Annotated in this window: 10 protein-coding genes; 4 read left to right on the top strand and 6 right to left on the bottom strand. The window is 35.1% G+C overall.

The genetic code is table 11. From position 1 onward, the window contains the following. Nucleotides 1-109 precede the first annotated feature (109 nt). From HYN86_RS00840 to HYN86_RS00855, 4 genes are all read right to left on the bottom strand, one after another. Nucleotides 110-1,702 (bottom strand): RagB/SusD family nutrient uptake outer membrane protein, encoded by a 1,593-nt coding sequence (locus HYN86_RS00840; protein ID WP_113676357.1) that lies wholly within the window; start codon nucleotides 1,700-1,702, stop codon nucleotides 110-112. Nucleotides 1,703-1,744: 42 nt separating this feature from the next. Next, entirely contained in the window at nucleotides 1,745-4,771 is a 3,027-nt protein-coding gene (locus tag HYN86_RS00845) for a SusC/RagA family TonB-linked outer membrane protein (protein WP_113676358.1), read from the bottom strand. A 323-nt stretch (nucleotides 4,772-5,094) separates the two neighbouring features. Then, nucleotides 5,095-9,228, bottom strand: a complete 4,134-nt coding sequence (locus tag HYN86_RS00850; RefSeq protein WP_113676359.1) for a hybrid sensor histidine kinase/response regulator transcription factor — start codon at nucleotides 9,226-9,228, stop codon at nucleotides 5,095-5,097. 316 nt (nucleotides 9,229-9,544) lie between these two features. Further along, on the bottom strand, nucleotides 9,545-10,150 hold the full coding sequence (locus HYN86_RS00855; RefSeq protein WP_113676360.1) for a 5'-methylthioadenosine/S-adenosylhomocysteine nucleosidase family protein: 606 nt from the start codon (nucleotides 10,148-10,150) through the stop codon (nucleotides 9,545-9,547). Between the two features lie 185 nt (nucleotides 10,151-10,335). On the opposite strand from HYN86_RS00855, the gene HYN86_RS00860 reads away from it, so the two are divergent. The 4 genes from HYN86_RS00860 (at nucleotide 10,336) to HYN86_RS00875 (ending at nucleotide 12,699) form a co-directional block, all read left to right on the top strand. Then, on the top strand, nucleotides 10,336-10,899 hold the full coding sequence (locus tag HYN86_RS00860) for a DUF6642 family protein (RefSeq protein ID WP_113676361.1): 564 nt from the start codon (nucleotides 10,336-10,338) through the stop codon (nucleotides 10,897-10,899). Between the two features lie 2 nt (nucleotides 10,900-10,901). After that, nucleotides 10,902-11,822 carry a helix-turn-helix domain-containing protein gene (locus HYN86_RS00865; RefSeq protein WP_230406411.1) on the top strand — a complete coding sequence of 307 codons (921 nt, stop codon included), beginning with the start codon at nucleotides 10,902-10,904 and terminating at the stop codon, nucleotides 11,820-11,822. Between the two features lie 70 nt (nucleotides 11,823-11,892). After that, nucleotides 11,893-12,093, top strand: coding sequence for a hypothetical protein (locus HYN86_RS00870; RefSeq protein ID WP_113676362.1), 201 nt, complete (start codon nucleotides 11,893-11,895; stop codon nucleotides 12,091-12,093). A 33-nt stretch (nucleotides 12,094-12,126) separates the two neighbouring features. Further along, on the top strand, nucleotides 12,127-12,699 hold the full coding sequence (locus HYN86_RS00875) for a pentapeptide repeat-containing protein (protein WP_113676363.1): 573 nt from the start codon (nucleotides 12,127-12,129) through the stop codon (nucleotides 12,697-12,699). A 121-nt stretch (nucleotides 12,700-12,820) separates the two neighbouring features. On the opposite strand, the gene HYN86_RS00880 is transcribed toward HYN86_RS00875, so the two are convergent. Next, on the bottom strand, nucleotides 12,821-14,395 hold the full coding sequence (locus HYN86_RS00880) for a DUF5123 domain-containing protein (RefSeq protein ID WP_113676364.1): 1,575 nt from the start codon (nucleotides 14,393-14,395) through the stop codon (nucleotides 12,821-12,823). 30 nt (nucleotides 14,396-14,425) lie between these two features. Further along, a complete protein-coding gene (locus tag HYN86_RS00885) occupies nucleotides 14,426-16,216 on the bottom strand; it encodes a RagB/SusD family nutrient uptake outer membrane protein (protein WP_113676365.1) in 1,791 nt (596 codons plus the stop codon). Nucleotides 16,217-16,228 lie beyond the last annotated feature (12 nt).

Here is a 16,228-nt window from a genome sequence, read left to right on the forward strand (position 1 = left end):
GGTTATTACTAACTTTAACCTTAACTTTTTGGAAGTTTTTTTAAACACATAGAAGCATAGTTTATAAGCTCAAAAAAGGTGTTCAATCTATGTTTCTATGTATTAAATATTAATTATAGCCTACATTAAATCCTTCTGGTTTTCCCATCAAATCGATTTGACTTTGCGGAATCGGCATATTGATCATTGCAGGAGTCATTTTTAATGGCACTTCTCCAGGAATAGTTCCAGATGGACTTGAGCGAAAATATAAATTCTGTCTTTCTACCAAAAGTCCGAGTCTTTTCAAAAGAAACCATCTGTTGTTTTCAAATGCTAATTCTCTAGCCGATTCGTCTAAATAATTATTTAAAGTCCAAGCTGTTAAATCAAAAGTTGTTACGGTGCTTTCAGGATTTCCGGTATAACCTCTTCTTCTTACTTTATTTAAATACGCAAGGGCTTTGGTATCGTTTCCTAAATTGTGATGAGCTTCAGACGCTAATAAATACGTTTCTGCCAATCTGTAATACATATAATCTTTGTAACTGTTTGAAGTCATTGGCAGTTTTTCTGTATCGTGGTATTTTTTCAAACTCCAGTGCCAAGCTCTGTAATTTCCATTTGGAGCCGCGATTGCCGGATTGGTAATTGGCTGTCCGAATTTTGGATTCCCTGGAACATTGATTTTATAATCCTGATAATTATCGGAATAATAATAGGTTTTAAATCTCAAGTCGTTTGTTTGATCGTAAAGTGATTTCAAATAGTTATTTGGATAAAACCAGCCTAGAGCCTGACCTCCGTATGCCACGTCCTGAACCAATTCGCTGGTATTTAATTCATAAGTTCTGTGAGTAAAAACACTGCTCAGCCAAGAACCGCCGCCTCCAGCTAAATTATCATCAGGACCTAATAAAAAGTCTTTTTGATAGGTAAAAAGAGATTCTTTATGATTTCCGTTTTGTCCCCAAACATCAGCAAGTGCAACTAAACCATGAGTTCCGTCATTGATAATAGCATCAAACTGCGCCGCTGCCCCTGCCCAGTCTTGCTGCCATAAAGCACTTTTGCCACGAATATGTCGGGCAACACCCTGCCCGTAACGTCCTGGATCTACTTTAAAAGGAAGATTGGCAATTGCATAGTCTAAATCAGCATCGATTAATCTGTAAACATCTGCGTCGCTTGCTACTTTGTACTCTACTGGATCGTTAATATTTTGAGGAGTTGTTGGAATTGTATCAATTAGAATACCTCCATACATTTGTTTTAAATCCAAATACAATTCACCTCTAATTACTCTTGCCTGCGCTACTAATCTTTTCTTAGCTGCGTCATCCATTTGAATTGATCTTGCAGCAGTGATAATTGCCGAACACCTGTCGATAATCTTATAGCCCTGAATCCATTTTGAACCTGTGAACGACTGCGGATTATGACCAGTTCCGTATGGTGTATTCCACGTTCTGTGCAATCCTAAATCTGTTGCTACCATAAAGAATACATTGGCCCACAAATCGCTGTTGTCACCAGATGGCAGATTGTAATAACGCATTTGATTGTACAGTGCATTAACTCCAACTTCTAATCCTGCTGGAGAACTGTAGACATAATCTACAGAAACTTGATCTTTTACCGTTTCCTCTAGAAAATCTTCGCACGAAGTAAGTCCCAAAGAAAGCCCGAATATCAAAACAAATAGAAAATTTATATTTTTCATGATCTTGTTATTTTTTTATTTTATTGAATGTCTTAAGCTGTGTTAAAAACCTACCTGTAAGCCAATAACACAAGTAACAGGCTCAGGATAATCGTTTATTTCTTTTTCTGGACTATAAGATTGGTAATCTGTAATGGTAACCAAGTTGCTTCCTGTTACATAAAGTCTCATATTGCTCAACCCCAGCGATTTAATTGTATTTTCTGGAAATTTAAATCCAACCGAAACGTTTTGAAGACGAACATAGGAAGCGTCTTGTAATCCTAAAGTATTGATGTAAGGCGGATCATTTCCGTCTCTTGGTCTCGGCCAGTTTCCTCCAGGATTTTCTGGTGTCCAATAATCTTGTTTGATACCGTTTTTAACGCCTCTTAAAGATCCTCCACGCACATAATCGTATAAAAACAAGTTATCTCTGGTAACACCCTGAACCGTATAAATATCTGCTGAGAAATCGAATTGTTTGTATTCTAAAGCCAAAGAGAAAGTACCAAACCAATCCGGCATTTTGGAAGTGATCACTCTGTCCTGATCCGGATTTGGATTGGCACCATTTGACGGATCTGCGTCATATAATTTGATATCTCCAGGATACAAAGTTGTTCCTGTAACTAGCGGAATATTTTCGCCTTCCTGATAAATTCCAACTGCTTTGTATCGGTAATAAACATCAATTGGTTTTCCAATAAACCATAAGTTTCCAACGGCATCATCTTCTCTTCCGTCGCCATCTGCATCTTTTCCGTAGATACTTACTATGCTGTTTTTATTTTTAGTGAAAGTTGCTCCAACATTCAATCTGAAATCTTTCTTTTTAATTAAATCACCGTTCAAAGTAACCTCCAGACCTTTATTGTTTACCTTTCCAATATTTGAAAGTTTCAAGGTATATCCCGTATTGGCATTTAATGTTTCATAAATCAGCAAATCTGAAGTATCGGTATTATAAACCTCAACTGTACCCGTTAATCTGTTTTTGAACAAACCAAAGTCGGCTGCAAGGTTAAGCTGTGTTGAGGTTTCCCATCTTAAATCGGGATTTGATAATTGCGTGCCTGGCACATATCCTGAAACTTTTACGCCATTAATAATATAATCTCTCTGCACGGCAGTTGCCATACTTTGGTAAGGATCTTTTGGCTGGTTACCTACTTTACCATAACTTGCTCTTAATTTTAAATTGCTGATAACTGGAACGTGTTCTTTCATGAACTCTTCATTCGAAACATTCCATGCTGCATTTACCGCTGGGAAAAATCCCCATTTATTATTTGCTCCAAATACTGAAGACCCGTCGGCTCTTCCTGAAACGGTGAAATAATATTTACTGTCAAAATCATATTCTAATTTTCCTGCAAACGAAACAAGAGATCTTTCGTTTCCTCCAATTAAAGGTGTATTTAAGAAAGCACTTTCTAAACCGTAAATACCCAAAATATCACTTGGAATTCTGCTTGCTGAATTACTAAAATCACTATACTCCGATGAGGTAATTTCATAAACCCCAGTTGCATTAAAATGATTTTTTTCAGCTAAGTTGAAGTTGTAATGCAAAATATTACTTAACTGATATTCTACATTGTCTTTATAAGTAATGCTGCCGCTTCCCTGTCCTGAGTTAGCAATCCCAGAAAGCGATTTTGAAGTATTAAAAGACAAAGCTTTATAATTCCAAGATCTGCGGCTGGCATTTAATTTATAAGTAAAACCTTTTGCCAGATTAATATCTAGAAAGACATTCATGATATCATTTCTATTCAATTCATTTGTGTTGGTTTCATAAACATCAATAAGCGGATTTGGTGTTTCCTGAATTCCTCCTGGAAGGTAACGGAAAGAGCCGTCTGGATTATAAACCTGCCCTAACGGTGATGTATTTATAGCATTATTTAAAATGTTACCTACATTAGGACGATTTGATTCTGAGAACTGAAGCGAAACATTCATCCCTACTTTTAACCAATCTGTAACTCTCTGATCCACATTTACCCTCATTGCTACTTTATCATAATCCGAATTTGGAACTACTCCTGAAGTATTGATGTAGTTGATGCTCGAAAATATACTTGTTTTATCTGTTCCAGATGAAATACTCAAACTATGGTTATTAGTCACGCCTGTTCTTAAAACCAATTTTTCCCAATCAATATATTTTCCAGATTGAACAGATTCTAATTCTAATGGAGTGAAAACCTGATTATCTGGTCTGTAAACGCCATTATTACTAGTTCTGTATGCTTCTCTTTTTAGCTGTGCAAATTCTTCTCCGCTGTAAACATCAAAGTTTCTATTGACAGTTTGAACGCCAGAAAAACCATTATAAGAGATTTTTGCTTTTCCTGTTTTTCCTCTTTTGGTAGTAATCAGAATAACTCCGTTGGATGCTCTTGCTCCATAAATAGATTGTGCAGCCGCATCTTTTAAGATTTCTAGAGAAGCAATATCATTCGCATTAATATCATTAATATTTCCGATTACGATTCCATCGGCGATTACGATTGGTTCGTTGCTTCCGTTAATAGATTTTTTCCCTCTAATTTGGATTGAAGAAGAACTTCCTGGTCCGCCATCGGCCAAACTTACCTGAACTCCGGCTGCTTTACCTCTAAGCATTTCACCAACATCAGAAGTTGCTACTTTGGTCATGTCTTCTGGTTTTACCGATGCAACAGAACTAATTACGTCACTTTTCTTTTTCGTGCCGTAACCTACAACGATAATTTCGTCAAGCGCTTGAGAACTTTCTTTTAATACTACTTTTAAATTTTTCTTGTTTTCGGTATCAACAGAAACTTCATCCATTCCGATAAAAGAAAAAACTAACGTACTTTTTGCCGGGACACTGATTGTAAAATTCCCGTCGAAATCGGTTTGTGTACTTTTTGAGGTTCCTTTGGCATGTACATTTACCCCCGGAAGCGGGAGTCCGGCATTGTCGACTACTTTTCCTGTAATCGAACTTTCTTGTGCACTCACTGTGGTTGAGAGAATACACATAAAAAGCAATAAAACTAGTTTTAGATAATTTCCTCCAAGAAAAAACATCTTTACATGTTTGTTTTTTTTCATAAGTTATTTTTTTGGTTAGTTAGATAGAAATCAGTCATGATTTATGTTGCAAATGTGACTAATAAATGACGGTTTCAGGGGAGAAAAACATTCGCATTTGGGGGCGTCAATGTGTTTATTTGCGAATTTAACACGTGACAAAGCCTTAAAAAATGGTATTCGTAATAAAAACCTTAAAAAATTATTGGGTAACTAATTTCAAGTTTTATAATTAAATTTTAACCGCAAAGTCCGCAAAGAAAAAACGCAAAGTCCGCAAAGCTTAAAATTAAACTGTGCGGACTTTGCGTAAACCATAGCGATCTTTGCGGTGAAATATGCGGTTAATTCTTAACCTGAGCGCTTTTATATTCAGTAGGAGAAAGATTGTAGAACTTTTTAAATTCTTTACTAAAGTGTTTTCGATCATTAAAACCAACCATATAGGTTACTTCAGAAACGGAATAACTGGTATTGGACAAAAGACTTGCCGCTTTCTTTAATCTCATGTTTTTGATAAATCCTGCTACAGAATGATTAGTCAGCATTTGTACTTTTTTATAAAGAACTGTTCTGCTCATTCCTATTTCATTTACTAAATCATTTACATCAAAATCTGTATTATCGAGATTGGCTTCGATGATCTGAGTTAGTTTTTTTACAAATTGGCCTTCGGGCGTGTTTACATTTTCCTGCTCAGCATCTGCAATAAAACCTTCACCGTATTTTTGACGCATTATTTCTTTGGCAGATAATAAATTGGCAATGGTTAATTTTAATTCTTCAATACTAAAAGGTTTCGAAATATAAGCATCTGCGCCTGTCGAAAGTCCTTCAATTCTATTTAAAGTCGAAGATTTTGCCGTTAAAAGTATCACTGGAATATGATTGGTATTTTGACTCGTTTTTAAAATTTTACACAATTCAAAACCATCCATTTCGGGCATCATAACATCTGTCAGGATAAGATCTGGAATTTCTTTCTCCATATATTCTAAAGCTTTTATGGCATCTGTAAATCGCAGCACTTTATAATCGCTGTATAAAATATCGTTTATAAACGAAAGTACTTCTTCGTTGTCCTCAATTACGAGAACCGTCTTTTTTGTACTGTTATCAGATTCGTCCAGATATTCCGGTTCATAAATATCAATTTCGGTTTTAACATCAGAAATAGGATTGGCGTTTTCTTCTATTTTAATTGCATTTTCAACAATCTGCGATTTTTTAAAATGCTCTTTCCCCTTCTTTAATGTAATGGTAAATATCGTATTGAAATTGGCATCAGCTTCTGTTTGTACTTTTATTTCTCCGTGATGCAGTTCTACAATACTTTTACTCAAAGCCAGACCAATACCGCTTCCCAAATTGGCGCTGCCGCGTTCGTCTAACTGAAAAAAGTTTTTAAAGATTTTCTTTTTTCTATTTTCTGGAATACCAATTCCATTGTCTTTTACTTTTATTTCGATAGAATCAGAATCTTCTTTTTGCTCTACAGCCAAAGTGATTTTTCCATTTTTACTAGTGAATTTAAATGCATTCGAAAGGAGATTGTAAATCACTTTTTCCATTTGGTTTTTATCGAAATAAAGCAGCGCGGTATTAATATTAAGTACAAATTTGTAATCAATCTTTTTCTCAACGGCAATTCCGCGGAACGATTCATAAATATCAAAACAGAACGAAACAATATCCTGCTGCTCGCAATAGATTTTCATACTCCCTTTTTCGGCTTTTCTAAAATCCATTAGTTCATTGACCAATTTTAATAAGCGGTCAGAATTACTTTTAATGGTTTTTAATTTATGTTCCAGATTCGAATTCTTTTCGGCACCGCTCAAAAGTTCTTCAACGGGTCCGCTTATAAGCGTAAGAGGCGTTCTAATTTCGTGCGAAACATTCGTAAAGAAATCGAGTTTCATTTTATACAATTCTTCTTGTCTTTCTTTCTCGACCTGATCCAAATAATAGGTTTGTTTTAATAATTCTCGGTTTCGTAAAAAACGGAATAATAAAACAGCGGCGCCGGCCAATAATCCAAGATAAAGAACATAAGCCCACCACGTTTTCCACCACGGCGGCAGCATAATAATTTTTAAGGTTTTAATTGTCGGATTCCATTCTCCGCCGCCATTTGAAGTTTTTATTTTTAGCAGATACGTTCCAGAATTCAAATTTGTCAAATTGATATAATGCTGCGACCCGATATTATGCCAATCGTCTTTATTAAATGAACTTTCTAATTTATAAGCATATTCGCTTTTTTCTGGTGAAATAAAATTCATCGCACTAAATTCTATTCCGATGTATCCCTGATCGTGTTTTAAAGTGATTTCGGAAGTTTCGCTAATTCGTTTTTCCAGTGTAACTTCTTTATTTCCTGGTTTAATTTCTTCGTTGTTTACGATAAGCTTCGTCAGGACAATTGGCGCTTTATCTTCTGTTTTGATTAATTTCGAAGGATTAAAAAGCACCAAACCATTTGAACATCCAAAAACCAATTCTTTTGCATTGAGCTGTAAACTGCAGTTGTTCGAAAACTGTTTGACTTTTAAACCATCTTTGGAAGAATACGACGTAATCTCAAAATCAGAAATTCTAAAAGCTGGACTTAGCTTTTTGGTTTTTATTTTATAAAGCAGGTTATTGTCGCTAATCCAGATATTTCCCTCAGAATCTTCTGAAATGCTTTTTATAGTTTCATCCGTAAAACCCATTGAGCGGTTGATTTCGAAAAAACGGCCTTTCCGTTCGTCAAATAAATTTACGCCTCCGCTTTCGGTACCAATCCAAAATCTATTTTTAGAATCAGTAAACATGACGGTTAAACTGTTGTTCGACAATCCGTTTGTGGAACCTGTTTTAAATACTTTGGTAACTTGTTTTAATTTTTTATCAAAATAGTTTAAGCCATATTGTGTGGCAATCCAAAGTCCGTTTTTCCTGTTGATAATATCCGTAATGAAATTATCGCTCAGTGAATTGGAAGTTCCATCTGCCATGTAAATTTCAACCGTTCCATCTGGCATTACTTTTTTTAATCCGTTGCCATTTGTACCCACCCACAGATCGCCATTATCCATTAAAAGAGACGTAATTGGACGTTCTCGTTCTTTAGAATCTTTTCGCGAAAGCGATATAAACTGAAAAGTTTTACTGTTTTTATTGAACTTAAATAATCCGTTGAAAGTTCCGCAAAACAAATACTGCTCGTTTTGGTTGACCAAAGCAGTTATCATATTTACGCTTTTGTCAAAATCATAACTTTCAATAGCATACGAAGTACTTTTATTGTTTCTAAAATCAAGATAATTTAAACCGCCGCCGTTGGTTCCCACCCAAACCGATCCGTCATTTTCTCGTGCCACTGCATTTACAAAAGCAGTATTTAATCCGAAATTGGGTTTTATAACTTCTCTTACATTGGTAAAATTGGTGTTAGTTTTTTGAAAAAAGTTGACACCGCCGCCGTTGGTTCCAATCCAAATATCATTATGTCGGTCTTTAAGAAAACATTTCACATCATCGTCTGAAAGACTGTAACTCTCCAGCGCATTATGACCGTATTTCGTAAATTCATTTCTGTCTTTCTTGTAAACACATAGTCCGTTTTTTGTAGCAAACCAGATTGTATTGGCATCAACCTCAACAATATCATTCACCCAATTTGACGATAAACTTTTTCTTTTACTCGTATTTAGCAGAAAATTGGTTATTGAATTCTGACTTGCATCAAAATGGAATACGCCATTGGCTTCGGTTGCAAACCATACATCGCCATTTTTTTCTTTTAGAATCTTCCAGATTTTAGATTTTAACAAAGATGTATTATCACTCCAAATTTTTGGCAAAGCTTTCTTAGAACCATTTTTAGGATCAAAACATTCTAAACCTTTAGAAGTACCGACTAAAACGCCGTAATTACGATCGTAAAACAAAGACAAAACCCTGCTTTTCCTAAATGGCGAATTATGATCGTTTGAGATTTCTTCCAACAAATATTTTTGTCTGTCCAGACGTTTGATACCGCCAAAAGTCCCAACCCAGATTTTGTTTTGATCGTCTTGGATTATAGATGAAATATAGTTTCGTCCGCCTTTGATTTTCTGAACATCAACTCGTAGAAAACTCTTTTCGTTTTTATTAAAAAGGTTTAAGCCATTATTCGTTCCTACCCAAATTTCTCTTTTATTATCTTCTAAAATTACATTAACATGATTGTTGCTGATGCTGTTGAGAATGTCTTTATTATACACATATCGCAGAAAATCATAGCCATCGTAACTAATCAAACCATTCGCTGTTCCGATCCATATAAATCCTTTTTTGGTTTGATGAATACTCGAAATCATGCTCTGCGAAAAACGGGTATCATAATTAATATGATCAAAATACAAATCTGAACTTTGAGCATACGAACTCACAGCAATTGCAAAAAATAGAATAAAACTTAAGATGCCGTTTTTAATGTTTTTCATAAACGAAATTTAATAAAAGCTCGAGTAATTTAATTGCAATAAACCTATGAAAAAAATCAATCGAATGCTTTGCAAAATAGAGCTTATGCAAAAAAAAGAGGTGGCAGTTTTTTCTTTTTAAGGGGTGTAGATGTACTTTTGAGCAGGTTTGAAGTTGTTTTTTATAATTTGAAGCTAGTTCCAGCTATCTGCTATATCTTTTATGGCGAACCCCGCCATAAAAGGATGCCGCTCCTATCTGGGCTAGGGCAATCATTTTCAAAAGTTAATTTAATATTTAAAGGCTTAGATCCATAAATCAACTAAGCCACTTCAATTAAGAAACAATCTCTGTCTCTTCAATCAATCCTAAAATTTTACCATAAGCAATAGCGGCTCTATGCACCTGAACCGTCCAGTCCTCTGCAGCATTATCATCGGCGCCATCAGAAATATATTTGAGGCATAAAAACGGAATATCCTCTTTCATGGCGATCATGGCTAAAGCATAGGCTTCCATATCGACCACTTGGTAAGCATCAGAACAATGACCCATTTCGAAGTTGTCACCGGTTCCGCAGATTCCTTCATTTAAATTATCCATTAACAAACCATATTCTAGAACTGGAGGCAAACCAGATAATGGCGTTTCGTATTGTGCAAATCCTAATCCGCGAACATCCATATCTCGCTGTACAAATTTGGCACAACAGATAACTTCGCCTTTTTGAAAACAACTGCTTCCCGCCGATCCAAGATTTATAATTATCGAAGGCTTTTTCTTTTGAATTGCTTTTGTCAATTCGTAAGCCGCATTTACTTTTCCGATTCCTGTAATTAAAGTATTATGGCCTTTAAAAACTTCTGCTGCTTCAGATTCCAGGGCAAATGAGAATAATATGTCTTCAATGGCAAAAGATGCCGTTTGATTAATTTGTATCATGCGTAATAGTAATTTTCAGTCCACAAAAATACGGTTAAAAGATTACGTAATAAAGCTTCTGGTTAATTTCTAAAAAACACGTTAAATTCTGTTTTCTATGGTAGATTTTAAGTTAGAAAAAATACTTTTGTTAAAATCAAAAAACAAAGAATTTCAATCCTTAAAAAATCAGAAAGCGCAACTGTATGGATAATGAAAAATTTATTTTCTGCCTTGAAGGTGTTAAAGATATAGACGACATCAGCCCCACACATGTGGTAAAATGTCTGGAAGAACTGGCGATTGACCAAGGCATTTCGAGCATTCATAAAACTTGCGACACGATTGAAGGTTTAGAAGAAAGTTTGAATATTTTACTTTATGAAGATCATAATTTTAAGGATTATGAAATCATTTATCTGGCGATGCCGGGACAGGAAAATAACATCTGCCTTCATGACTATTACTACAGTTTAGAAGAAATTGCCGAACTGTTTGAAGGAAAAATGAAAGGCAAAATTATTCATTTTGCAAATCTTAAAGTTTTAGATTTAAACGAAGAAGAAGCTCAATATTTTTTAGACATTACGGGTGCAAGAGCCATCTCTGGGTACGGATCTACTTATAATAAAATTGCAAGCTGCAGTACAATTGATAAAGCATTTTTTAGTTTGTATCAGGAGAACGATAATCTTTTTGAGGTTGTCGAAGATCTGTATGCCAAACATTATAATTTGTGTAAACTGCTTGATTTTAGACTATATTATTAAGCATGAAAACAAAGGGAGCTGAAAAAATAAAGACTTACGAAGCAAAAGGATTTCGGGAGAAATTTTTAGGAGAAGACAATCCGATGCATTTGCTTTTCAAATCAAATTCGGATCATTTCTTTTGTCTGGAGATTGAAGAAGTAATGCAGATGAGGCATCCTGTTCCACCTTCTAAACATTCTTGCCATACCTTAATTTTTATTTCATCAGGAAGGCATGTCATGAAACTGGGTTATCAGGAATATACCACGACGGATAATGAAATGATTATGGTGCCTGCAGGTCAGATTTTTTCGCTTGACAATGTAAACAGTATACACAAAGGCTATATCTGCCAATTCCATCCCGATATTTTAATTCGAAAATACGGCAGCCGTGAATTGCTGAATGATTTTGATTTTTTAAAAATATCAGGAAATCCTAAAATTACACTTACTCCTCCAGAAATAAGTCCTATTACCAATATTTTGGATCGATTGAAAAAAGAATATTCAGAAACTGCATTTACAGATTTGAATATTGTTCAGTCTTATTTGATTACTTTATTTTATGAAATGAATAAAAATGCTGTAAAAACTTCTAAAGGTATTTCGGCTGCTGAGGTGATTACGGGAAAATTTAAGGAACTTATTCATGATCAAATAAAAACACAGCATCAAGTTAATTATTATGCGTCATTGCTAAATGTTACGCCGAACCATTTGAATAAATGTGTCAAAACAGTAACTGGAAAATCGGCAGTAAAATGGATTGACGACAACATATTATTAGAAGCCAAATATTTACTGTTTCAAACCTCACTTTCTGTAGGCGAAATCGCAGTACAAGTAGGTTTTGAAGACCAGTCGTACTTTAGCCGTTTTTTCAAAAAGGCCGAAGGAATTTCACCCATTCGTTATCGAAAAATGATTGATAAGTCCTAATTATTGATTAAAGAATCCTAACAAACAGCTTTACTTTTTTCAGAAATTTGCCAGTTCAAAAACGCAAATTATGATTTATGTATTTAAAACTTCTGTTGACAGTCCATCAAAATTTGAGTCGGCTTCTGTTCTGCTTCATGAATTATTGCCAAATACTTTATGGAATTTTGATCTTGAAGACTGCGACAATATTTTAAGGGTTGACAGTGAACTTGATATTCCACATTTAATTCTGAACAATGGCATTTTTGAATGCATCGAATTGGAATAAAAGTAAAATCCCCCAACATCTTCAATAAATAATATGGAAACTAAATTATATCAAAACCGAATATTTGATACGATTGATTACTCAGAACAGCGTTTATCGAACACTGAATTTGTAAACTGTGAATTCGTTAACTGCAGCTTTTCTAAAAGTGATTTGAGTCATAATGACTTTTTGGATTGTACTTTTAAAAACTGTAATCTTTCTTTGGCAGTTCTTAAAAACACTGGATTAAAAAACATAAAATTTATTGGCTGTAAGTTAATGGGGTTGGATTTCAGCGCTGCTAACAGTTTTTTATTTTCGATGAATTTTCAGGATTGCATTTTGGATTATTCTACTTTCATTTATAAAAAGCTGAAAAAAACCAACTTTGCAGACTGCTCTTTAAAAGAAGCTGATTTTTCTAATACAGATTTATCTCTGGCTGTTTTTAAAAACTGCGATCTTTCTAATGCCACTTTCGTGGAATGTATTTTGGAAAAGGCAGATTTTAGAACTTCCAGAAATTATGCTTTTGATCCATCAGAAAATAAAATTAAGGGAACAAAAGTTTCGCACGCCGCACTTGCCGGTTTATTGCAAAAGTTTGATTTAGTTATTGAATAATTATTTTAGTGTTCAGTGACAGTTTTCAATTACAGTAAAACTGGAAAATAAGAATAATAACAAAAAAGCGGCATACAATTTTACTTGTATACCGCTTTTCCTATTTATTAACCATGAATTTTTATTTTATCCAGCGTGGATCTCCTACTCTATTGTCTTTTAAAGTTTGGTTACCAAGTGTAAAATCTCCAGTTGCAGCATTTGTAAACTGCGGATTTGCAGTAGTTGCAGATGCATCAATTTTATTATTTATAATTGTACCATCAATAAAACTTGTCGCATCGTAGTAATAGTTTTTACTAAATGTCGGCATCGTAGTAGCTGGCTGATTTGTATAAATTCCAGTTGTAGAAACAATTAATGTATTTTTTACAGTTGACGAATTTGATGCAAAACGAAGATATAAAATTCTTTTTGGCGCAGCTGTATTTGATACTTTATATAATGTACAGCTATCAATTAATACATTTGTAGTTAAACCAGTTCCTGAGAAACCGTTTGCAGGCGCTACAGCATCTGCTCTAACAAAATCACGTCCAACTGAACAAGTATCAAAAGTACTGTTCTTAACTACTATACTTGCAACATACGTATTTCTAAAATCTATAAAGTCTGCTTGTGCATTAGTATTGACATTTTTAACAATACTATTGTCTACGGTGAACGAAGCTACTTTTGCAGCACTAGCATTTCCATAAATTAATGCTCGCAAATAATCATGAACGTAGCAGCCGCTAATTAAGATATCTCCATAAGAAGTACTTCCTCCAGAAATTGTAATAAAATTACTGTCTCCTACGCCAGAACCTTCTAAATCTAAATCAACTAAAGAAAGATTTGCTGTTCCCGCATTTACGGTAAATTTCACATGTAATTTTGGTTTATCACCTGGACGTAATCCTCTTAATGTAATTGGTTTATTTAAAATAATTTCACCTTTAAATACTTGGTAATCTCCCGGCATTAATACTAAAACTGAACCAGCTGCCGCTTCAGTAATTTTTGCATTTAAATCATCTTCAGGCTTAACTAAAATTCCTGTTCCAATGTCTATTCCTGTTTTAAAGGTTCTTTCTCCTCTTTTCTTTGTTCCGTTAAACAAGGAAGCAGTGTAATCTGTTTCTCCTACAAGTCCTGTAACTACAGCAACTCCAGCCGTTTTTTCTGCAGGTGTGATCGCATGAATTACGTTTCCTGGATTAACTACAATTTGCGTTACATTGCTATTTGGAGTCCATCTTAAAGTAACCTGTTTTGCTTCAATATCCGCATCTTGAACAACGCTCAATAACTGTTCAGATAAAGTAGTTGCAGTAGTTACAGACCATTTCGAATCACCTAAACCTGCAGCACTTACAGCTTTTACTCTGATAGAATAAACTGTTTCTCCTTCAAGCGGTACTTGTACAGGTAATTCTGTTGGAGCAACATTTAATGTTTTATATATAGTTTTAAATTCTGGGTCATCTGCACTAAATTCTACTACATAGTGATCTGCATCTTCATCGTCTTTTACAGTCCAGTTTAATTCGACTGTTGTCTGGTTTCTAATTGTTGCTTTAAGTCCAATTGGAGAAAATTCTCTGCTTACCTCTAAATTTTCTATTACTGGCTCATTAAAAGTCTCGCAGCCCGAAAAAGCAAGCATGAGCAGTAATGAAGCAATTAATCCTTTTGTTATATATTTTGTTTTCATAACTATACTTTATTAATTTTCAGCGAGTTGTTAGTAAGAATAATCGTTTGTTAATTTTCCATTGCTTCCATCAATAAACACCTGCCAGATTGGCCAGAATTGTCTATTATCTGGATTAACTCCTGCTTTATACAAAGTATTAATCTTAGTATCGGCTGTCGCACCTGTCCAAGTCCATGGGAATTGTGTGTAATCTGCACCTGGAGCTGTAGTTTCTCCGCGATTAAGTCCATAAATATCCAAACTTACATTGTCGCTTTTGTATTTAAAGTATAACGTCGCTGGAACATCTGCGTACTCACCCGTTCTTTGAGATAATCTAGACATTTTTGCTTTTGCTTCGTCTAATTTTGTTTTTAATAAATTCCAGCGAATAAGTGCTTGTTTACGCTCCATCTCTCCTGTAAATTCAAATTTATTCTCATCAACGATAGCATTAAACATCGCTTCTTTAGAAGCCAGTGCATCTACATAATTTTCAACTTTAACCGCTTGAACCGCCGCTGGGAAAGCTCTTCTTCTGATTTCTTTTAAATATGGAGCTGCTGCTGCCGGCCCTTCTAATTCATTTGCTGCTTCAGCTGCAATTAAAAGAACTTCTGCATATCTCATATAAATTTTATTTACACCATCGTCATTTGTTGAAGTAACAAAACGAGTCATCCATTCGTAACGGTATTTTCCAAAATACCAAGTATTTAAAGCTCCTAATTCTTGTTTTGCAATATTGTTTACAGCAGTACCATATCTGTAAGGAACACACGTTACATCTCTTCTTGTATCTGTTTGATCGTAATCGTAGAATACAGTTGGAAGCGGTCCGGCAGTTCCGCCGCGATTAGCACCATTTGCATGGAATTGGTCATTTGTAGCATGGCGGACAGCGAAAGTAAACAGCATACGCCCTCTACCATCTGCAAAAGGAAGTTCCCAAAGAGATTCTCCACCTGCAGTAATGTATTCCTGATTGTATTTTTTCCAGAAAGTTTCAAATGAAGGTTCTAAATGTGCAGATCCGCTTGATATAACGGCACGAGATTCCGCTAAAGCCAATGCATACATATTTCCAACAGATAATTCTGGATCTGTACTTCTTCTTATACCGTCAGGATATTGCTGAAAACCGCTGGCAGCCATTGCCAAACGAGCACGAAATCCTTTTACAAAAGCCTTGTTAATTCTCTCAACACTGCTTGTTGCAGCAGTTTCTCCCGGCCAAGGTACTAATGTTGCTGCTTCTCCTAAGTCAGCAATAATTTGTTTATAAATTACATCTCTGCTAGATTTCTCGATATAAAGAGTTGCATTATTCACTGGTTCAAATCTAGCTGGAACATCTCCCCAAGCTTTTATTAAATCTGCATAATAAATAGCTCTTAAAGTTAAAGCCTCGCCTAACAGATAACCTAATTGTGATCCTGGCGTTGGATTACCATACTCACGCAGACCGCGAATACAAACATTCGCACGCTCAATTCCTGAATACATCATTGCCCACGCATTGTTTGTGGTATTCATTTGAGAGTTGTTTGGTTTGGCATCGTAAGTGCATAAATCCGAAGCATCGCTTACTGTCTGCGAAGAGTTATACCATTCTGTATCTGTATTTAATCCGTAGAAAGGAAGAAAACGACCTCTGTACGAGTTAGTTTCGGCAAAAGGAACTTTAATTCCGTCAATTGCTCCTTCAGCTAATCCCGGGCTGGAAAAAATAACTGATTCATCTAGTGTTGACTGCGCTGGAGCGTCTAAGTAATCATCTGAGCAAGAAGAAAAGAAACTTGCTACAAACATTCCTGCTATTAATATTTTATGTTTCATCTTGTGAAAGTT

This window comes from Flavobacterium fluviale (assembly GCF_003312915.1).
GTDB classification, from domain to species: Bacteria; Bacteroidota; Bacteroidia; order Flavobacteriales; family Flavobacteriaceae; genus Flavobacterium; species Flavobacterium fluviale.